Source organism: Brevibacterium sp. CBA3109 (assembly GCF_040256645.1).
Taxonomy (GTDB): domain Bacteria; phylum Actinomycetota; class Actinomycetes; order Actinomycetales; family Brevibacteriaceae; genus Brevibacterium; species Brevibacterium koreense.
In genome coordinates, this window is the sequence record NZ_CP158281.1 from 348579 (window position 1) to 368392 (window position 19814).

At 62.9% G+C, this 19814-nt stretch carries 22 protein-coding genes; 10 read left to right on the forward strand and 12 right to left on the reverse strand.

Features of this window, described 5'->3' with window-relative positions:
* Positions 1–34 precede the first annotated feature (34 nt).
* Positions 35–1783 (forward strand): D-lactate dehydrogenase, encoded by a 1749-nt coding sequence (dld, locus tag AAFP32_RS01580; RefSeq protein WP_420883377.1) that lies wholly within the window; start codon positions 35–37, stop codon positions 1781–1783.
* A gap of 149 nt (positions 1784–1932) precedes the next feature.
* Here dld and AAFP32_RS01585 read toward each other — a convergent pair whose 3' ends face one another.
* Both AAFP32_RS01585 and AAFP32_RS01590 read right to left on the reverse strand, forming a co-directional pair.
* Positions 1933–2499: a hypothetical protein gene (locus tag AAFP32_RS01585; protein ID WP_350270338.1), complete on the reverse strand. Its 567-nt coding sequence runs from the start codon at positions 2497–2499 to the stop codon at positions 1933–1935.
* The gene (locus AAFP32_RS01590; RefSeq protein ID WP_350270339.1) at positions 2496–2705 is read right to left on the reverse strand and encodes a helix-turn-helix transcriptional regulator; all 210 of its coding nucleotides are present in this window, start codon (positions 2703–2705) and stop codon (positions 2496–2498) included. The genes AAFP32_RS01585 and AAFP32_RS01590 overlap by 4 nt, the downstream gene beginning before the upstream one ends.
* 359 nt (positions 2706–3064) lie before the next feature.
* Between AAFP32_RS01590 and AAFP32_RS01595 the strand changes: the two genes are divergently transcribed.
* Entirely contained in the window at positions 3065–3238 is a 174-nt protein-coding gene (locus AAFP32_RS01595; RefSeq protein ID WP_350270340.1) for a hypothetical protein, read from the forward strand.
* Between the two features lie 15 nt (positions 3239–3253).
* Here the strand turns inward: AAFP32_RS01595 and AAFP32_RS01600 are convergent, their stop codons facing one another.
* The 4 genes from AAFP32_RS01600 to AAFP32_RS01615 form a co-directional block, all read right to left on the reverse strand.
* Positions 3254–4519: an FAD/NAD(P)-binding oxidoreductase gene (locus AAFP32_RS01600; protein WP_350270341.1), complete on the reverse strand. Its 1266-nt coding sequence runs from the start codon at positions 4517–4519 to the stop codon at positions 3254–3256.
* Positions 4516–4713: a ferredoxin gene (locus AAFP32_RS01605; RefSeq protein WP_350270342.1), complete on the reverse strand. Its 198-nt coding sequence runs from the start codon at positions 4711–4713 to the stop codon at positions 4516–4518. The genes AAFP32_RS01600 and AAFP32_RS01605 overlap by 4 nt, the downstream gene beginning before the upstream one ends.
* Before the next feature lie 226 nt (positions 4714–4939).
* A complete protein-coding gene (locus AAFP32_RS01610) occupies positions 4940–5902 on the reverse strand; it encodes a universal stress protein (RefSeq protein WP_350270343.1) in 963 nt (320 codons plus the stop codon).
* Between the two features lie 95 nt (positions 5903–5997).
* Positions 5998–7236: an MFS transporter gene (locus AAFP32_RS01615; RefSeq protein ID WP_350270344.1), complete on the reverse strand. Its 1239-nt coding sequence runs from the start codon at positions 7234–7236 to the stop codon at positions 5998–6000.
* A gap of 224 nt (positions 7237–7460) precedes the next feature.
* Between AAFP32_RS01615 and AAFP32_RS01620 the strand changes: the two genes are divergently transcribed.
* Positions 7461–8510: an LCP family protein gene (locus AAFP32_RS01620; RefSeq protein ID WP_135447579.1), complete on the forward strand. Its 1050-nt coding sequence runs from the start codon at positions 7461–7463 to the stop codon at positions 8508–8510.
* 154 nt (positions 8511–8664) lie between these two features.
* Complete coding sequence (gene fdxA, locus AAFP32_RS01625) at positions 8665–8997, forward strand: ferredoxin (protein ID WP_350270345.1); 333 nt, start codon at positions 8665–8667, stop codon at positions 8995–8997.
* A gap of 34 nt (positions 8998–9031) precedes the next feature.
* On the opposite strand, the gene pgm is transcribed toward fdxA, so the two are convergent.
* The 3 genes from pgm to AAFP32_RS01640 all read right to left on the reverse strand — a co-directional run bounded on the left by pgm (position 9032) and on the right by AAFP32_RS01640 (position 11725).
* Positions 9032–10675, reverse strand: coding sequence for a phosphoglucomutase (alpha-D-glucose-1,6-bisphosphate-dependent) (gene pgm, locus AAFP32_RS01630; protein ID WP_350270346.1), 1644 nt, complete (start codon positions 10673–10675; stop codon positions 9032–9034).
* A gap of 109 nt (positions 10676–10784) precedes the next feature.
* Complete coding sequence (locus AAFP32_RS01635) at positions 10785–11111, reverse strand: rhodanese-like domain-containing protein (protein ID WP_350270347.1); 327 nt, start codon at positions 11109–11111, stop codon at positions 10785–10787.
* Positions 11112–11176: 65 nt separating this feature from the next.
* Positions 11177–11725 (reverse strand): DUF421 domain-containing protein, encoded by a 549-nt coding sequence (locus AAFP32_RS01640; protein WP_350270348.1) that lies wholly within the window; start codon positions 11723–11725, stop codon positions 11177–11179.
* Between the two features lie 220 nt (positions 11726–11945).
* On the opposite strand from AAFP32_RS01640, the gene AAFP32_RS01645 reads away from it, so the two are divergent.
* The 6 genes from AAFP32_RS01645 (at position 11946) to AAFP32_RS01670 (ending at position 16159) form a co-directional block, all read left to right on the forward strand.
* Entirely contained in the window at positions 11946–12179 is a 234-nt protein-coding gene (locus AAFP32_RS01645; protein ID WP_350270349.1) for a hypothetical protein, read from the forward strand.
* A gap of 44 nt (positions 12180–12223) precedes the next feature.
* The gene (locus AAFP32_RS01650; protein WP_350270350.1) at positions 12224–12712 is read left to right on the forward strand and encodes a pyridoxamine 5'-phosphate oxidase family protein; all 489 of its coding nucleotides are present in this window, start codon (positions 12224–12226) and stop codon (positions 12710–12712) included.
* Positions 12713–12867: 155 nt separating this feature from the next.
* A complete protein-coding gene (locus AAFP32_RS01655) occupies positions 12868–13158 on the forward strand; it encodes a DUF4287 domain-containing protein (RefSeq protein WP_350270351.1) in 291 nt (96 codons plus the stop codon).
* A 70-nt stretch (positions 13159–13228) separates the two neighbouring features.
* Positions 13229–14434: an FAD-dependent oxidoreductase gene (locus AAFP32_RS01660; RefSeq protein WP_350270352.1), complete on the forward strand. Its 1206-nt coding sequence runs from the start codon at positions 13229–13231 to the stop codon at positions 14432–14434.
* A 77-nt stretch (positions 14435–14511) separates the two neighbouring features.
* The gene (locus tag AAFP32_RS01665; RefSeq protein WP_350270353.1) at positions 14512–15363 is read left to right on the forward strand and encodes an ABC transporter permease; all 852 of its coding nucleotides are present in this window, start codon (positions 14512–14514) and stop codon (positions 15361–15363) included.
* Positions 15356–16159: an ABC transporter ATP-binding protein gene (locus tag AAFP32_RS01670; protein WP_350270354.1), complete on the forward strand. Its 804-nt coding sequence runs from the start codon at positions 15356–15358 to the stop codon at positions 16157–16159. Before AAFP32_RS01665 ends, AAFP32_RS01670 begins: the two co-directional genes overlap by 8 nt.
* A 50-nt stretch (positions 16160–16209) precedes the next feature.
* Here AAFP32_RS01670 and AAFP32_RS01675 read toward each other — a convergent pair whose 3' ends face one another.
* From AAFP32_RS01675 to AAFP32_RS01685, 3 genes are all read right to left on the reverse strand, one after another.
* The gene (locus tag AAFP32_RS01675; RefSeq protein ID WP_350270355.1) at positions 16210–16833 is read right to left on the reverse strand and encodes a TetR/AcrR family transcriptional regulator; all 624 of its coding nucleotides are present in this window, start codon (positions 16831–16833) and stop codon (positions 16210–16212) included.
* A 94-nt stretch (positions 16834–16927) separates the two neighbouring features.
* On the reverse strand, positions 16928–17701 hold the full coding sequence (locus AAFP32_RS01680; protein WP_350270356.1) for an enoyl-CoA hydratase-related protein: 774 nt from the start codon (positions 17699–17701) through the stop codon (positions 16928–16930).
* On the reverse strand, positions 17698–19812 hold the full coding sequence (locus tag AAFP32_RS01685) for an acetyl/propionyl/methylcrotonyl-CoA carboxylase subunit alpha (protein WP_350270357.1): 2115 nt from the start codon (positions 19810–19812) through the stop codon (positions 17698–17700). The genes AAFP32_RS01680 and AAFP32_RS01685 overlap by 4 nt, the downstream gene beginning before the upstream one ends.
* Positions 19813–19814: the final 2 nt, after the last annotated feature.

Below are 19814 nucleotides of genomic sequence, written 5' to 3' on the forward strand. Positions count from 1 at the left end.
GCCACCTCGGCGCCAGTTCTGACGAAGATCTACGATGACAACAGTTCGCAACGACCGGATAGGAATCGACACCATGCTCGGAAGAACACGCCAGAAGCCATCACCTGCAGTCACCGCCTTCATCGACATCATGGGCAGACGCCATGTGCTCACCTCATCCCGGGCCACTGAGCCCTACGCCAAGGGCAATCGCTTCGGCGGAGGCAGCGTGCTCGCGGTCCTCAAACCGGGCAGCCTCGTCGATATGTGGCGGTCCCTGCAGGTCTGCGTCGATCACGACCTCATCGTCATCCCGCAGTCGGCGAACACCGGACTGACCGGAGGATCTGGCCCCGGTGACCAGGACTACGACCGCGAGATCGTCATCATCTCCACCCTGCGCATCAACCAGATCCACCTCATCAACGACGCCCGCGAAGCCCTCTGCCTGGCCGGTTCGACACTCTATGAACTCGAAGACGCATTGGCCCCGCACGAACGCGAACCGCACTCGGTGATCGGGTCATCTTCGATCGGTGCCTCGGTCGTCGGCGGGATCGCCAACAACTCCGGCGGCAGTCAGATCCGCAAGGGACCGGCATTCACCAAACATGCGATCTTCGCGCGAGTCAACGAGACAGGAAAGGTCGAGCTCGTCAACCATCTGGGCATCAGCCTCGGATCCGATCCGGCGCATATCCTCGATAGACTCCAGCGCGGAGACTGGAGTGAAGAGGACGTCACGCCCGCGCCGGAAGACAGCGCCGACACCGAATACAGTGAGCACGTGCGCGAGATCGTCGACTCTCCAGCCCGCTACAACGCCAACCCGAAGTTCCTCTTCGAAGCTTCCGGGTCGGCGGGCAAACTTATGGTCTTCGCCGTGCGTACCCGTACCTTCCCCAAGCAGAAGGATACGACGACCTTCTACGTCGGGACCGGCGGCCCTGCCGAGCTTGAGGCACTGCGCCGGGCGATACTGACTTCGGACATGCCCCTGCCGATCTCCGGTGAATACATGGGGCGGCCCGCTTTCGATCTCGCAGCCAAGTACGGCAAGGACACGTTCGTCTCCGTCAAGCACGCTGGCAGCCGCGAACAGATCAAGCTCTTCGCGCTGAAGAATTGGGCCAACGGGGTCTTCGCGAAGCTGCCGTTCTTCGGGCAGACCGTCGCAGATTCCATCGCGCAGGGCGCGTTCAGCTTGCTGCCGCAGCAACTGCCGGACCGAATGCTCGAGTACCGTGACCGGTTCGAACATCATCTGCTGCTCGTCGTCAGCGGCAGCCAGAAGCAGGAGACAGAGGAGTTTCTCAGAACGTTCTTCGCCGAGGCGGCCCGAGACGGGGACTTCTTCATCTGCACTGCCGATGAGGCTCAGTCCGCTATGCTTCACCGCTTCGGTGCTGCCAGTGCGGCAACCCGGTACTACAACCTCAATCGTGAAGATTCCTCGGACATGATCACCTTCGATGTCGCGCTGCGCCGGGATGAGGACGATTGGCTCGAGGTGCTGCCGGAAGAGATCTCCGCCCAGCTGCACATCAGCTCCTACTACGGTCACTTCTTCTGCCACGTCCTCCACCAGGACCATGTGGCGAAGAAGGGGGTGGACCCGGTTGCCCTCAAGAAGCAGATGATGGAGCTGCTCGAGGCGCGTGGAGCAGCAGTCCCCGCCGAACACAACTACGGCCGCCTCTACCGGGTGCCACCGGAGATGGAAGCTCACTTCAAGGAACTCGATCCCTGCAACGTCTTCAACCCCGGTGTGGGTGAGACCTCCCCACGCGAGAACTGGGCCTGAACGCAGCGCCTCACTCCACATCACCTACATTCAGCAGCAAAACGCCCCGGTGCGCCGGGGCGTTTTGTCGTTGCGGGTTTGGACTGCGCTGGTGGGCAGCGCTGACTCTGGCTGATAGACCGGCCTTCGGCGGACAGACCTGGCTCAGGTCAGTCTTCGTCTTCGATGTCCGCGGCGGCTGCGGCCTCAAGTCGTGCCTGCTTGAGCTTGCGGTAGCGGGAGACAGCCATACCGACGATCGCGGCAACTGCTCCGATGACGCCGCCGATCATGATGGAACTGCCGCTGGCGCCGCTGATGATTGTCCCCAAGCCTGCTTCGGCAAGAGGATGACCGGTGGACTGGTGGAAGCCAACGGCGAATACCCAGGCAAAGGCGATCAAGGAGGTCACGATCTGGGTGAGGACCAACCGCCTGGGTGCAGCACGTGCTGCCGCGAGCGCGAAGTCGACGCCCTCATGTTTGCAATAGCCGGAGACCGCGAAGGTCATCAGCCCTGAGCCAAGGACCAAGGGCAGAGTCCAGAGCCCGGCTCCGATGACTGCGAAGAGAACGGCGATGGCGAGGAAGGCATACATCGAGATGATCGAACCGAACATGTAGGCCCGGAGGATGACGTCGCGTTCACGTTCATCGCCCATCGACGGGTCATTGAGCCCGGCAATTCTGTTGGCAAGGGCATTGGGCCTCTTCTGCTGCCCGTTGGTGTTGCTCATTCTTCCTCCTGAAGTGAAAAGATGTCTTCCACTGTGGTGCTGAGTGCCTGGGCGATCCGAAGGGCCAGATACACGCTGGGCGCATAGTCGCCGCGTTCGGTCGCGATGATCGTCTGACGGGAGACGCCCGTGAGCTGGGCCAGCTGAGCCTGAGTGAATCCCGCTGATTTGCGAACCTGCTTGAGGCTCGAGGTCTGAACTTCCACATCGCCTCCTGACGTTAACATTCTCAATGTCAATGATTCTTTACATAAAAAGTAAAACATCATTGACATTGATGTGTCAAGAATCTTTGACATTTCAGGAGCGGTTGGAGCGTACCTATCACCGTGGATGTGTAGTCATCCCTCTGCGATGGTGCCAACAAGAGGTGACGGTGAGGGGCGGTTGTGACCCGGGCGCGTGAGTGCCAATTCATACCGCCGCAAAGGGAGGAATTAGAGCTCCGAGTGTGGGGTGCGAGGTGGAGGGGCACGAGGCTCGGCACCCAGACGGCCCAGCCAGCCTCGTCTACCCCTCGTCGGCCAGCCGTACCTGGTGGCTCCAGCGTTCCGGGTTGAGCAGCTTGAGCAGGCTCAGTGCCAGCAGGACTCCGACGATCGCGCTCCCCGCCGAACACAACTATGGGCGCCTCTACCGCGTGCCCCCGGAGATGGAAGCTCACTTCAAAGAGCTCGACCCGTGCAACGTCTTCAATCCAGGCGTCGGTGAGACCTCACCGCACAAGAACTGGGCCTGAAGCGATCCCGAGCGACTAAGCGGGGTTCTCCGCAGAGCGTTTGATACTGAGAGCATCGCTGAGCGTCTGGCCGTCAAGAATCTGCTGCCGCCACCAATTCATCGCTTTGAACATTCCGGCCCCGATGATGCCGACAATGCGATCGGATTCGTCCGTGTAGGCGGCAACGAATCGTCGGTCCTCAAGGTCCCCCTCGACCACGTGAAAGCTGTAGTGACGTGAAGGGAAGCCGAAGCTGCGCAGCTTGAGATCGTACTGGTCGGACCAGAAATACGGGAGGGACTTCGTTGCGGTGGGGGTGAGTCCCAGGATGTCGCGTGCGCAGGAGCGAGCGTGCTCGTTCGCGGTCATCCGATGTTCCACGCGCACGTAGCGTTCCTGCGTGGGATCCCACCAGGCGGCGACGTCGCCGATGGCCCAGACGTCATCGGTGGCGCGTCCGCTCGAATCACAGCGCACACCACCGGCGCCGGGGTCGTTCGGTGCGGTCAGCGGAACCGAGCTCGAACGCAGCCAATCCACGGCAGGGCGGGCCCCAACTGCGACGAGAGCCGCATCCGCAGGCACTGTTCTTCCGTCGTCGAGCCTGACCCCGGTGACCCGCCCCGAGTTGTCTTCAATGGAGCTGACGCCGTGGCCGAGTTCCAGGTTCACACCATGGTGGCGATGCAGGTCGGCGATCATGGATCCGACCTCGTCGCCGACCACGTTCTGCATCGGCAGTTCGAGAGGATCGATCATGGTGACCTCTTTGCCCAGTGAGCGGGCTACAGCGGCCACTTCTGCGCCGAGGAATCCGGCGCCTATGACTGCCAGGTGTTGAGACGTCTCCAAGTTGATTTGCAGAGACAGGGCGTCGTCAAGAGTGCGCATCACGTGGACACCTTCGAGGTGGTGTCCGAACGGCAGCTCTCGAGCGGTGACTCCGGAGGCGAGGATCAAGGCGTCATAAGCGACCTGCTCGCCGGATTCGAGGGTGACCTGATGGGCTTCGACGTCCACTGAGGCGACTTTGACCGAGAGGTGAAGGCTCACTTCGGCAGCTGCCAGCTGATCATCGGAACGCAGCTGGGCTTTTTCGGGCAACCAGGTGCCCGCCAAGATCTGTTTGGACAGTGGCGGTCTGTCGTAGGGCGCATGCCGCTCTTCACCGAAGATCAGGATCTCTCCGGCATGACCTTCAGTCCGCAGCGCATCGGCGGCAGCGATTCCTGCAGGGCCAGCGCCGACGATAACGACTTTTTTCGCTGAAGCGTTCCCCGCTGAAACGTCGCCTGTCACTTCTTGTGAACGCGGATTGCGAGGGCAGGACACAGTGCTTCTGCCTCTTTGACGGCGCTCTCCCGCTCAGCGGAGGGGTTCTCCTCGAGGAGGAACGCAATTCCGTCGTCTTCTCGCTGGTCGAAAACGTCGGGGGCCGAGATGACACAATTTCCGGAGCCGACGCAGATGTCTTGGTCCAGTTCGATTCTCAACAGATCCTCCTAAGTTGACCGTCACCCATTCGTCAATTCGCTGACACACGGGTAGAGCATTGCTCTCATTGTAGATGTCTCCCTCAGTCGCCGCGCTTGAGAATTCGCGCAGAGACCAAGGGCTTAGAAGGTGTGGCTGAACGCGATATCCAGGTCGACCCATCCAACATCTGCAAATCAGGCCTCGGTGAGACCTCACCGCACAAGAGCTGAGCCTGACTGCGCTTCAGCGGACCTGACCGCGGTTCGCCAGTCGCGGATCCGAGCGGTAGGTCACCAACAGGACGCTGGAGAGCGCCGCGGAGAGAACTGCCGAGCTGGTCCTGCCCAGCTGTGATGTCATCGAGGCGAAGGCTCCGATGCCGCGTTTGCCGATGACCACGAGGTCCGCGTGGGCAGAGGCCCGGATGAGCAAGTCTGCGGGATCACCGGAGCGGAATTCGAGTTGGGCGTCCACGCGGGGGAACTCGGAGCGCAGCCACGCGAGATCCGCCTCGGCGAGATCCCTCGCGGTGGGATCCTCGAGCGCGTCGATGCCAACAAGCAGGCGCAGAGGAACGCCGTTGTCGACCGCGAAGGAAGCAGCATCGAGGGCTGCGATTCCTGCGTACTCGGAGGTGTCGAGGCCCACGATGACGCCGGCACTACCGGACCGGCCGCCATCGGCCCCATCAGCACCGGCAGCACCAGCATCGTCCGTGATCATCGGGTGCGCGGCAGGGTCGTCGAATTCGCTGCCGCCTCGCGTGGAGTGCACAAGCACCGAGGACAGCAGATGGCCGGGCAGTCCGAAGCTGATGGTGCCGATCCGTCGGCTGTTGATCTGGCCTGCTCCGTGGTGTCCGAGCACGAACAATGCTGTGTCGTAGTCGAGTGTGCACAGCTGCTCGGCAGGATCGCCGACGATCACCTCGGTGAGGATCTCGGTGCCTGACGCACCCTGCGGATGGGAGGCATCGAGCTCGATGAGCCGATCTCTGAGACGGGTCACGACCTCATGGTCAGCCGCATTCCTCTGCGCCTCATCCGCGCCGTGGGGTCCGCTTTCGTGCAGGGGTGCGGGGGCGATGACGTGGATGAGGCGCAGCCGCTGCCCGCTGCCGCGCATCTCCTTGAGTGCCCAGGCGGCTGCTTCGCCGCTCTGCGCCGAATCGTCGATTCCGACGATCACATCTGAGTTGAGTTCCACTGCGCCTCCTTGGCGGAGTCAGGGCCAGATGACCGATGTCCCTCAATCGTATAGTCAAAGCGCAGATCGCCGCAGGTAACCGCGGTTCTGGTTCCCTACTCCTCGATGCGGACCTTGCGACGGTCCTTCGCCAGCCGCACCTCGTGGCTCGAACGTTCTGGGTTGAGCAGCTTGAGCAGGCTCAGTGCCAGCAGGGCTCCGATGATCGCGCACCCGGCTGGCAGCAGCATTGCCGTCTTCGCGTTCGCCGCGTCGATGATGTTGCCGGCGATGGCGGAACCGAATGCGACGCCGAAGCCCAGCGAGGTGCCCAACCAGGCGAAGGCCTCGGTCAGGCGCCGAGGTGGGGCGAGTCGTTCGATCACGGAGTTCGCACCGATGAGGCTGGGGGCGATCGTGAAGCCGACGAGGAAGAGGATGATGGTGTAGGAGACCATGTTCTGGGCCAGGAGCATCGTGCAGGCGCCGATGGCCAGCAGGGACACGGTGACGCCGAAGCGGTGGTGGGTGGCCGACGCCCAGTTCCGTGATCCGTAGAGCGCCCCGGCGATGAGCGATCCCAGGGCGAAGGCGCTGAGGAGAATCCCGGCCAGCGACTTCACACCCTGTTCGTCGGCGAAGGCCACAGCGATGACGTCGATGGCACCGAAGTTCACACCCAGGAACACATTGACGATGATGATCGTGAAGATTCCGGGATTGGAGAAGACATGGCCCTTGGCCTCGGTGGTCCGTTCGATCGGCGGGGGTTCGGTCGACTTCTGAATGTAGAGGAGCATCGAACCTACGCCCGCGGTGACCATCGAGAGGATGATGCCGGCTGGAGGCCACACGGCAGTTGCGAGAACAGTGGCCACGACTGGCCCGGTGACGAAGAGCAGCTCATCTGCCACGGACTCCCAGGAGAACGCGGTCTGCAGCTTCTTCGGTGAGTCGACAACGTGTGACCAGCGTGAACGCACCAGCGAGCCGACGGAGCCGACGGTGGCGCCGCCGATGCCGGCGAAGACGAAGATGAAACCCACCCACCAGTCGGCGTAGACGGTGATGATGAGCATCAGCAGGGCAACGAGGTGGGTGACGACGATAGGCACCATGACCGCAGCTTGTCCTCGGCGGTCGACGAGGCGCGCAATTACCGGGCCGGCAAGAGCTTGGACGATCATGTACACGGCGGCGACGATGCCTGCCAAGCCATAGGAGCCGCTGACGCCTTGAATGAACAGGACGATTCCCAGACCCAGAACTGCGATGGGCATACGTGCAACAAGACCGGCCAAGGAGAACTTGAGAGCACCGGGAAGAGACAGAATTTCCCGATAGTTGTTGAACACCAGGAAAGTCTACCCAGCGCACCAGACGACCACCATACAAAGACGGCGTTCTTAGCGGTGAGTCGAGTCACCTCGGCGAGGGACACACGGAGGGAACTGGCAGGATTTGGCCGCGCAGCCGGGCGCAACGTCCAGGAAAATGTAACAAAACCTATATAATTGCCGTTATTGCAATCTTCTCCCTGCCGGCGGGCCCGCCGCATTGACTGAAACCCGGAGTGCCGATGACGGACAACAGCAGTATCGATGATCTGTTCGACAGCCAGGACGAGCAACCGCAGCGCCCCCGCCGCAAGAAGAAAAAGGTCTGGCGCAAGGTCCTTGTCATCGTGCTCGTGATCGTCATCCTCGGCGTGCTCGGCATCGGCCTCTACCTGTGGAACGTCGGCCGTTCGTTCGACAACAACGCCAACAAGCTCACCGATGAGCAGATCTTCGGCACGCAGCGTCCCGATGACCGGAAGGAGGACGGCGGCACGAACATCCTGCTGCTGGGCTCCGATGAACCGATGGACCAGGTCGACGTCAACGACTCCCGCGGGCTGCGCTCGGACACGATCATGGTCATGCACCTGCCCGAGGACGGTTCGAAGGTTCAGGTCATGTCGATTCCGCGTGACAGCTGGGTCGACATCGAAGGTCACGGCAAGGCGAAGATCAACGCAGCTCTCTCCTACGGTGGTTTGCCGCTGGCCGTGTCCACGGTCTCGGACTTCATCGGCACGGACCTCGACCACGTGGCGATCATCGACTTCGAAGGTTTTAAGGCACTCACCGACAGCCTCGGTGGGGTGAGCGTGAACTCGGAGCAGAGCTTCGAGAAGAACGGCTTTACCTTCGCAAAAGGAGAGAACGTCCTCGACGGCGACGAGGCACTGACCTTCGTGCGCGAACGCAAGTCCTTCAAGGACGGCGATTTCCAGCGCGCCCGCAACCAGCAGGCCTTCATCAAGGGCCTGACCAGTGAGATCATCTCCGCTGACACCCTGTCGAATCCGATGAAGATCCAGAACATGGTCGAGGACTTCTCGCCGTACATGTACGTCGACTCCGGCCTCGACGCCCAGTACATCTCCGCCACTGCCTTCGGCATGCGCGATGTCCGCCCCGGCGACATCCAGTTCTTCACCTCCCCGACTGCCGGAGTCGGAACCTCGAGTGACGGTCAGTCGATCGTCAACGTCGACGAAGAGGAACTGAAGAAGGTCCAGGACGCGTACAAGAACGACACCCTTGAGGACTACGTGCAGAACGCTCCGGAGTCACACCTGTAGAAAGTCAGTTCACGTCGGGTCACCATGAAGGCACCCCATCGATCCGTGATGGCGGTCAGATGCGCAATGGACACGAGAGCCTAGACTGGGCTCAGGTCCCACTTGTTCGTCACTCCTAGTCAGGGGACGACCCGAGCAGAGAGCGGAGGCCCGCATGACCTACGTCATCGCGCAACCGTGCATTGATGTGAAGGACAAGTCGTGCGTCGATGAATGTCCTGTCGACTGCATCTACGAAGGCGAACGCAGCCTCTACATCCACCCCGACGAATGCATCGACTGCGGTGCCTGTGAACCGGTCTGCCCCGTCGAGGCGATCTTCTACGAGGACGATGTCCCGGAGGAGTGGGCGGAGTACTACACGTACAACGTCGATTTCTTCGACGAGCTGGGCTCACCCGGGGGTGCGGCGAAACTGGGCAACACCGGCCGGGACCACCCCGCCGTGGCTGCCCTGCCGCCTCAGAATCAGGACGTCGAGTTGTGATCAGCCGGCACCCCTCCGGCGGCAACCTTCTCGCTTATCCCTCCAGGACCCCGTCAACGAGTGTGCGCGCATCGTGCTGGACCTGGCGCAGATGATCCTCATCGCGCAGGGACTCGGCATAGATCTTGTACACGTCCTCTGTGCCTGAGGGGCGCACAGCGAACCAGGCGTTGTCGGTCGTGACCTTGAGCCCGCCGATGGGTGCATTGTTCCCCGGCGCCGAGGTGAGCACCGAGGTCACGGCTTCGCCGCCGACGGATGTGGCCTTGACCTGGGAAGCGTCCAAGGCCCCCAGGCGTGCCTTCTGCTCCCGGGTGGCCGGGGCATCCTGGCGGGCATAGGCGCTGTGGCCGAAGTTCGCGGCCAGTCCCGCGTAGCGTTGGGAGGGGGTCTGACCTGTCTTCGCAGTCATCTCGGCGGCGAGGAGGGCCATGATGATGCCGTCCTTGTCGGTCGACCAGACCTTGCCGTTGCGGCGCAGGAACGATGCTCCCGCGGATTCCTCACCGCCGAAGGCCAGCGTCGAGTCGAGGAGTCCCGGCACGAACCATTTGAAGCCGACAGGAGCTTCAAACAGAGTGCGGTCGTGTGCGGCCACGATTCGGTCGACGATCGAGGAGGTGACCAGGGTCTTGCCGATTCCTGCCTTGCTGGGCCATTCGGGCCGGTTGTCCAGCAGGTAGTCGATTGCCGTAGCCAGGTAGTGGTTGGGGTTCATCAGCCCGGCATCGGGGGTGACGATGCCGTGTCGGTCGGCATCGGCATCGTTGCCGGTGGCGATGTCGAAGTCATCCCGGGAGGCGATGAGGCCGGCCATGGCGTAGGGGGAGGAGCAGTCCATGCGGATGTTCTCGTCCCAGTCCAGGGTCATGAATGACCAGGCAGGATCAACCTCCGGGTGGACGACGGTGAGGTTGAGATCGAAGTCCTCAGCGATCGCGGCCCAATAGTCCACACTTGCCCCGCCCAGGGGATCGGCGCCGATGGAGATGTCCGAGTTGCGGATGACGTCGAGGTCGATGATCGACTCGAGGTCGTCGGTGTAGTTTGCGATGAAGTCGAAGTTCTCGGTGTTCTCCAGATGGAAGGCCCGCTGGAACGCGGTTCGCGGAATCTTCTCCCATCCCGCCTCGAGGTAGGCGTTCGCACGGTCAGCGATCCAGATCGTCGTCTTAGTGCCGGCCGGCCCACCATGCGGCGGGTTGTATTTGATGCCGCCGTCCGATGGGGGATTGTGGCTGGGCGTGATGACGATGCCGTCCGCCTGGGCCTCGGATCGGGCCTTGCCCGCATTGAAACCGAGAATCGCGTGGGATACGGCCGGCGTGGGGGTGAAGCCATCGCGTTCGTCGATGAGTGCGGGCACCTCCGCAGCGGCGAGGACCTCGAGGACCGTGAGGAACGCGGGCTCGCTCAAGGCGTGAGTGTCCCTGCCCAGGAAGATGGGCCCGTTGATGCCGTTGTCCTTGCGGAAGTCGACGATGGCGGCGGTGATCGCGGTGATGTGTGCTTCGTTGAACGCACGGTTGAAGCTCGAGCCGCGGTGGCCTGATGTTCCGAAGCTCACGGCCTGTGCGGGCACGGAAGGATCGGGGACGAGGTCATGGTACGAGTCGAGAAGTGCGGGGATGTCAACAAGATCCCGGTCCTGGGCCAGCTGGCCGGCGCGAGTAGTCATACTTCTACAATGCCAAACCAGAGCCGATGCACACAGTCCTGGCGTCCGTGTTCTTGCATCGTGGACTCGCGGCGTCCACACCCGGTGGGGATTCAGCCCCGAACTGGACTCACATCACCCAGGGTTCCTGGCCGTTCTCCGACACGATCGGCTTGCCGTTGTCCAGGTTCCACGAACCCATGCCGCCGGCGACATGGTAGGCGTCGAAGCCGTTGGTCGTCAGCCAGGCGACGGCACGGTGGGAGCGACCGCCGGTGCGGCAGATGACGTACATGTCGTCATCAAGGGGCAGATCGTCGAGGCGGGTCGGCAAGTCGCCCAGCGGCACGTGCAGAGCACCGTCGATGTGCCCTGCCTCCCACTCGTCGTCCTCACGCACGTCGATGATGGCGGCGCCTTCGGGGATATCGTTGACAGAGACTGCTTCTTCATCCATGGCTTCAGTGTAGGCACGCAGACTTCGAGCATGCATCCCGAGGCCTTGCCGCGACGCCTCGCGGATCAACGATCCTGGCTGTCATCTCCAGGGTGTTGCTCGACGAATGGCAGGATGCTCGAGCCATCGCCCATCGAGTTCCCGGCAATGACACCGAGCGAGCCGTCCTGATGCAGGATCACGGCCTGGAGGTCTTGCAGCGAACCGTGCCCCGACTGACGGGCCGCGGTGTGGACATCGGCCTCCGTGAGTCGGTGTTTGCGCAGGGCCTTCCGCTGCAGCGCTCCGTCGTAGTAGAGCAGCACCGGCGGCGAGTCGAGGAGCCTGCGCATGAGATGTGACCGCGAGCGGATGGTTGCGAGCATCCACTGCACGATGACCAGCAGCACCAAGGCGACAAGGGCCTGGACGAGACTGACATCGACCGCAGTCAGGACACGACCGAAGGCTGAGCCGATCGTCACCGCGATCACGAAGTCCAAGGGCGTCATCTTCGCCATTGTGCGAGGACCCGTGCCACGCAGCAGGATGACGAGCGTCAGGTACCCGACGATGCCGATGAGCAGTGTGTGCCAAATTGGGGACCAACCGGTCCAGAAGTAGCTGAGATCCATTCCGCCATCGTGACACAATTCCGGCACTGACCCCTCATGCGGGCGGTCACGTTTTGAAAGCTGTCCGTTGCCTGGCAAAGGCGGGAACGGGCAGGCGGCAACTGTTGTCTCACACGCCAGCGTGTGAGAATGACGGGACGGGTGCTCACAGATCGTCGTTTCACAAGAGGTGCGATCTGTGAACCGTGGAGATCATTGACTGGAAGCGAAAGGAATGGTCATGGGAGCAGAAGACAAGCTGCGCGGCGTCGCAGCCAAGCTCGATGAGACAGCAGAGAAGCTGGGCGGCACGTCCAACGTTGATTCGGGAGTCGAGGTCGGTTATACCGAAGACTCACCCGAGGACCGTGCCCAGGAGGCCGCAGGCGAACAGGGTGTGACTCTGCGTCGCAACGCCGATGGTTCACATACGGCCGTCGACGAATCACAGCAGGACTCCGACATCAACAGCTGATCGAACAGCGGCGCTCCACCGCCGTCCCCACAAAGGAGACACACATGAGTACCACCCCCACAGAACTCAACCAGGCAGATGTCGTCGCACTCCTCCGCGACAGCGGCTACATCATGCTCACCACCGCCCTCGATGACGGCAAACTGCTCGCGCATCCGATGGTGCCCCAGCAGGTCACCGACGATGCCGATGTGTGGTTCTTCCTCGGTTTGCAGGGTGACCAGGCCAAAGCCCTGCTGCAGAACCCCGAAGTCAATATCACCGTCGCCGAGGCGGGCAATTGGCTCTCGGTGGCCGGCAGGGTCGAGTTCATCGACGACCAGAACAAAATGGACGAACTGTGGAATGACGAGACGGCCGCCTGGTTCGATGGTGGCCGCAACGATCCGAACCTCGGACTCATCAAGGTCACAGGGGATTCGGCACAGCACTGGGGACTCAAGGGCGGCAAGGTGTCCGCACTCGCCCAGATGGTCAAGGCCAAGATCTCCGGTGATCGCACCGGGGGAGGCAGCACCACCACGGAACTGTGAGGTGGGCTAGCGACCTTCTGCTGCCGAAACTGCCCTGCCGAACATCGGCGGGGCAGTTTCGACGTCAACGACGACCCCTTGTGATGCCTCGTCCAGCGATATAGGTTCAATGCAGGGCGGCACACCGTAGTGCCCAATGCTGAAGGAAGACCCACATGTCGTTCCAGGCCTACCTCGACACCATCGAAGACAAGACCGGACTCACTCCGCGTGAGTTCATAGAACAGGCCAGCGAACGCGGCTACGATGACCCTTCTGTCAAGGCCGGAGTCATCCTCGATTGGCTCAAGACCGACTACGACCTCGGCCGCGGGCATAGAATGGCGCTGGTCCATGTAATCAAGAAGGGCCCGCAGGTCGACAGCAGGCACGTCGGCACCTCCGGAAGCCACAGTGACGAGTCCGATCTCCTGTGGCTCGACGGCAAAGCGACCAAACCCGCATAACCGCCCTCGCCGAGGTGGCCCAACCCTCCGGTGTCGACTCCACTGTCCTACCTGGGCATAGCATGGAGACATGGCAAAGAGGATCGTCATCATCGGCGCAGGGCTGGCAGGAACCACCGCCGCCCGGGAACTTCGCGAACGCGGTCAGGCGGTCACACTCGTCGACCCCGCCGCGGGGGAGACCAGCGAGAGGCCCCCACTGTCGAAGCACCTCTTCGACGGCTCCAGATACCACCTGCCCTTCCACCTCGAGTCCAGTGAACTCATCACCTTCGTTCGTGACAGGGCCACAGAGATCACCCTCGCCGAGGCAGCCGACCAGTCCCAGCAGGCCGGCACCGTCCACCTGGCGTCGGGGGAGACGCTGGACTTCACCCACTGCATCCTCGCCACCGGTATGGAGGCGAATAGGCCTCAGATCCCCGGGTATCCGGACGCCCTGCCTGTGTACAACCTGGCTGAGGCTGAGTGGATCCGCGAGTTCGTCGCCGAATCCAGTACCCCGCTCAACGTCGGCGTCCTGGGCTCCGGATACCTGGGCATGGAGGTCGCGACCTCGGCGGTTGCCGCCGGGCATGAGGCGACCGTCTACCTGCGCGGTGATGAACCTCTGCGCAAGCAGCTCTCGGCGCCTGTGCGCAAGGCACTGTTGGACAAGCACAGGGACGCCGGCGTGAAGTTCGTGGCTCACACCAGCAGTCCAGATGAAATCCAGGCGAACATTCACAACCTGTTCGTCACCAGCGTCGGGGCCCGCCCGGTCCTCATCCCCGTCGACGGTGACCGACCCGCCGAGGCGTGGGAGGTGAATGAGAAATTGGCAACACCACACTCAGGAGTCTGGGCGGCAGGTGATTGCGCGCAGATCACCGACGGAATTTTCGCCCTTGACCATCCCTGGGCCTGCGAACCCGTGGCCGAGAGCCACGGCAAATACCTCGCCGAACTGCTGGGCGCCGACGACGGAGACGCCGGGCAACCCTGGGCCGACATCCCCTGGCACTGGAGCTTCCAAGGCCCAGAAAAGGTCTTCACCGCAGGCCTGACCAGCCCAGATGCCACCGACACGATCATCAGACATGACCCAAGCGGCACAAAGTTCCAGGTCTTCCACTTCGACGGCGGCGAACCGCACGCGAGACTCATCGGAGTCGAAACACTCAACTGGCCGCCCATGCAGGCCGCGGCACGCCGAGTACTTGCCGGTACGAACATTCCCACTCGTGCCCAGATCGGAGACCCCAACTTCGACGTCAAGGCTCACAGCCGACTGTGAGAATCGGCTAATCTCATCACGTAGACTTCCTGTGATCGACCCCCAGTCGCCGACGAGAGAAATTTCTGTACATGGATATGGCTAAGCTAGCTGACGAGCATGGCCTCGACAGAGTAGGCGGGCGGCCGTCACTGCCCCAGTACGTCAAGCAGCTGATCACTCGCAGCGACTTCACCTTCACTCTCGCCAAGTACAAGATGCAGAGTGAGAACGAACGCAACCGCCTCGGCATGCTCTGGGTGCTGTTGCGTCCGGCATTCTCAGCACTCATCTACGGCACGGTCTTCGGCGTCATCATGCAGGGTGCGACTGCGCGCCCGGACGACTTCGCCCCCTTCGTCGTCATCGGCGTCTTCGTCATCGAGTTCTTCAACACCTCGATGAACGGCGGTGCGAAGTCGATCATCTCAAACGCGTCCCTGGTGCAGTCGCTGCCGTTCCCGCGCATCGTCTTGCCCATCGCCACGGTGTTTCAGAATCTCCTCAACTTCATTCCCACATTGCTGTTCATGATGATTCTCGCGATGATGTTCGGTGCCCGCCCCGACTGGGACTGGTTCCTCTTCATCCCCTTGGTCATCCTGTTCTGGATCTTCAACCAGGGCGTGGCGTTCATCTTCGCTCGCGTCACTGTCCACTTCCGTGATCTGTCCCAGGTCACCCCATTCATCTCACGGATGATCTTCTACACCTCGGGCGTCTTCTTCGAGCTCAAGACCATGGTCGAGAAGATCAACCCCGCGCTGCAGCCCTTCGCCGATTGGCAGCCGCTGAACAACGTCCTCGCGATCGCCCGCGGCATCCTCATGAAGGGCGGTGTCATCCCCTATGACTACTTCTGGCACCTCGCCATCTGGGCCGTCGCCATCTTCATCTTCGGCTTCGTCTTCTTCTGGCAAGCTGAGGAAAGGTACGGTCGCGATGAGTGAACAGACTTCGCACGAGACCGGAAGCCTCCCCGAGGTGACACAGGACGATCCGCCCGTCGTCATCTGCGACGATGTCCACGTCCGGTATAAGACCATGGCCACAGGCAAAAAGCTCAAACTCGGCGGTGGGGGCGGAATGCTCAGTCGCCAGCGCGGCATTCAGGAAGTCCACGCGCTGAAGGGCGTCAGCTTCGTCGCGCACAAGAACGAATCCATCGGTGTCATCGGCAGCAACGGCTCCGGCAAGTCCACGCTCATGCGCTCGATCACGGGCCTGACACCCACCTCGGAAGGTGCGATCTACGCGAGCTCACGGCCGAATCTCCTCGGTGTCGGTGCGGCACTGATCCCTGATCTCTCCGGTGCCCGCAATATTGTCTTGGGTTCACTGGCCTTAGGCCTCACCCGCCCCCAGATAGAAGAGAAGTTCGACGATATCGTCGAGTTCACCGGTCTCGAAGACTTCATCAACCTGCCGATGCGCACCTATTCCTCGGGCATGTCCCAGCGTCTGAAGTTCGCCATTGCGACCTCGGTCCAGCACGAGATCCTCATCGTCGACGAGGCACTGAACGTCGGTGACAAGAAGTTCCGCGACCGCTCAGAGGGACGCATCCGTTCGATCCGGGAGAACGCCGGCACGGTCTTCCTCGTCTCCCACTCGATGCGTTCGATCAAGGACACCTGCAACCGCGTGCTGTGGATCGAGAAGGGTGTCTTACGAGCCGACGGGCCGGCCGCCGACATCATCAAGGAATACCAGGACTTCAACAAAGCAGACAAAGACAAGGACTGACGCTGATCGGCGGGAGCACCGCCGAGTCCTCAGCCCTGCTCAGAGGTACCTCAGCCCTGCTCAGTGGTGGGATGTGCGGTCTTGATCGACCGCAGCTCCTCCGCCCAGAAGTGGGCGATCTTCCTCCGTCGGGCAGAATCGTCGCTGAGGACATCGGCCAATCCCAGTCCTCGAGCGAGATCGAGGGTGGTCTGGATGAGCCGACGGGTCCGCTCGTCGGAGGTGTCTGCACCGAGGACGAGCACGGCGTTGTCATACATGCGTCTCGCGAACTTCTCCTCCAGCGGCAGGATGTTCTCTCGCAGGGCCGGCTCGGCTGCGGCAGCCGTCCAGATCTGCAGGGCCGCCTTGAATAGGTCGGAGGCATAGTAGCCCAAGACCTGTTCAACGATGAGATCGAAGCGGTCTGTGCCATCGGCGAGGGCGGCAGAGGTGGCATTAGCCGCGGCCTGCTCGTCGAACATCTGCTCGAGGGCGGTGAGGAAGAGTCCTTCCCTGGTCGGGAAGTGGTGCTGGAGTGCCCCGCGGCTGATTCCGCAGTGAGCGGCGACCGCCGAGGTAGTCGTCGACTGCCAGCCCTTCGTGGCAAGACAAGTGACCGTGGATTCGAGGATGCGTGAACGTGTTTCCCTGCTGCGCTCCTGTTGGGGACTGTTCCTGGGGTCGCTGGTCATGGTTCTCAAGTATAGGAGGGGGCCGGGGAAGAGATTCCGACCGGCCCCTCGATCGGCGATGCGACGGAGCAGAGACGGCCCCTGCGCGCGGTGGTCATGTCTCGACGACCCATGGGGGAGGCGTCTTATCGAAGAAGGCCTGCATCCCCGCTTTGGCGGCGCTGCTGGAGAAGAACTGTCCGGACAGGTCGATCATCTCGGCTTCACGGCTGTCCATCGCTGCGAGCACGGCCCGGTTGACGATCGACTTCGACGCGGCCAGTGCCTGCGGGGCTCCCTTGCGCAGATCGGTCAGGATGTCGTCGACAACGTCATCGACGCTGGGCCCGTCGGCGGGCAGAGCGTGGGTGATGAAGCCCGCAGCCATCGCCTCCTGAGCCGTCACGGTGCGGGCGCGCAGCAGCCAGTCCGCGGCCGTCCTGTCGTCGAGGCGGGCCAGCACGACAGGGGCGATCATCGCCGCGACCACTCCGATCCTGACCTCGCTGAGGCCGAAGGTGGCCTGTGGGCCCGCCACGACCATGTCGCAGGCGGCGGTGAATCCCATACCGCCGGCGCGGACATGTCCGTTGATGGCACCGATGACCGGCTTCGGACATGTCAGCAAACGACGAATGACTGAGTTGGCCGCCTGCGCGCGGGCACGTGGGTCGGCTGTCTTGGAGCTGCCCTTGAGATCGGCGCCGGCGCTGAAGACGGTGCCGGTGTGGGTGAGGACGAGGCTGCGCACAGTCTCGTCCTCAACGGCTTGGCTGATGCCCTCGTCGATGCCCTCAAGCAGTGCTTCGCTGATGGCATTGCGGTTGCCGGGTGAGTCGAGTGTGATCGTGGCAGTCGACCCTTTGACCGTATACGTCACGACGCTCATTCCTGTCCCTCCTCCGGTTCAGACTCCTCGGCGATCACGGCGAGCATCATCCCCATGTCGACCTGATCGCCTGCAGACACGCGCAGCTCTTCGACGATGCCTGCTGCGTCAGTCGTGATCGCGTGTTCCATCTTCATCGCTTCGAGCCAGATGACCTTCTGTCCCGCGGTGACCGTGTCACCGACGGCAGCGCCGACCCGGATCACGGTTCCCGGCATCGGAGCCAGCAGGCTGCCCGGCGCGACGACCGCCTGCGGGTCGGTGAAACGTTCGGCCTCGACCAGGGTGAGAGATGTCGCCGAGGTGGACACGAGCATGCGTCGTCCATGCCGGGTGACGTGGAAGCGTCGTTCGATCCCATCGATGCTCAACCGCACCGTCGAGGGATCCACCGAGACCACGTCGACCTGTGAGCCCTCTGGCATCGAGTCGGAAGAGACCTCCCAGCGATCCCGGCGCTGGCGGTAGATGATCGGATGGTCGTGCCCGTCGATGGTGTAGGCGCGGGTGCGCCAGTCCGGATGGAACAGGCGCCAGCCGCCGATGCGGGGGCGCGGATTGTCCCGTGCGATCGACTCGGCGAGGGCGGATTCAGCACTCTCCGTCCCTCCCGTGGAGACGACGTCCTCAGGGCCGGCGACACCGCCCTCGGCGCGTGCCGCCGCCGTTGACAGGGCCGCGGCGATCGCGGATGTGGCCAGGGTCGCCTCGTCGACCAGTCGGTCGAAGACCTCCGGGTGCTCTGGCAGGTAGGACGTAGCCGTGTACCCGGCCAGGAAGTCGGCCTCCCGCAGCACTCGGACAAGGAGGTCGACGTTCGTGCGGGGACCGTCCCAGCTCATCCGCGCCAGGGACGCGGCGAGGACTCGCGCCGCGGCCTCACGGGTGGTTGCAACCCCGATGACCTTGGCGATCATCGGATCGTAGTAGGTGCTGATGGTTTCGCCGGCTTCGACCCCGGCATCGACGCGGACACTCGGGCGTCCCGGTTCCGGCAGGGTGAAACGAGTTTCGGTGCCGGGAATGTCGAAGGCTCGCACGGGACCTGCCTGCGGGGCCCAGTCATCTGCCGGATCTTCGGCATAGAGGCGGACTTCGATGGCATGGCCGCTGGCTGTGGGCTCGGTGCCGGTGAGGGAGCCGCCTGCGGCCAGGTCGAGCTGGAGCCCGACGAGGTCGAGTCCGGTGGTGCATTCGGTGACGGGGTGTTCGACCTGGAGGCGGGTGTTCATTTCCAGGAAGTAGAAGGACCCGTCGGCATCGGCAAGGAACTCCACGGTCCCGGCGCCCACATATCCGATCCGAGACACGGCGTTGCGGGCGGCCTCGTAGAGACGGTCCCTCATTGCTTGGCCGTGCCGTTCGACGAGCGGCGCCGGGGCCTCTTCGACGACCTTCTGGTGCCGGCGTTGGATCGAGCATTCGCGCTCGCCCACCGCCCATGCTGTCCCTGCCCGGTCGCCGAAGACCTGCACCTCGATGTGGTGGCCGGTGGGAATGTAGCGTTCACAGAAGACGGTGGAGTCGCCGAAGGCGCTCGCGGCTTCGCGGGAGGCCGCGGCCACGGTCTCGGTGAGCTCGTCCAGGTTCTCCACCACGCGCATTCCGCGCCCGCCGCCGCCGGACGAGGCCTTGACGAGGACCGGCAGCTGGGCCTCGGTGATGGATTCCGGGTCCAGCTCCTTGAGGACGGGAACTCCGGCCTCTTCCATCAGTCGCTTCGATTCGACCTTGGAGCCCATCTGCTCGATGGACTCCGGATCGGGTCCGATCCACACCAGCCCGGCGTCGACGACGGCGCGGGCGAACTCGGCGTTCTCGGACAGGAACCCGTACCCGGGGTGGATGGCGTCGGCGCCCATGGACTGTGCCGCGGCGATGACGAGGTCACCGCGCAGGTAGGTCTCCGACGGTGACGTTCCGGGCAGACGGACGGCGACATCGGCCTCGGCGACGAAGGCAGCGTGCTCATCTGCGTCGGAGAACACGGCGGCGGTGCCGACGCCGCGGGCCCGGCAGGCTGCGAAGACGCGACGGCTGATCTCGCCTCGGTTGGCGACGAGGACTCGGGTGATGGGGCGTGTGGTGGCTGCTGTCGGTTGTGCATTCATGA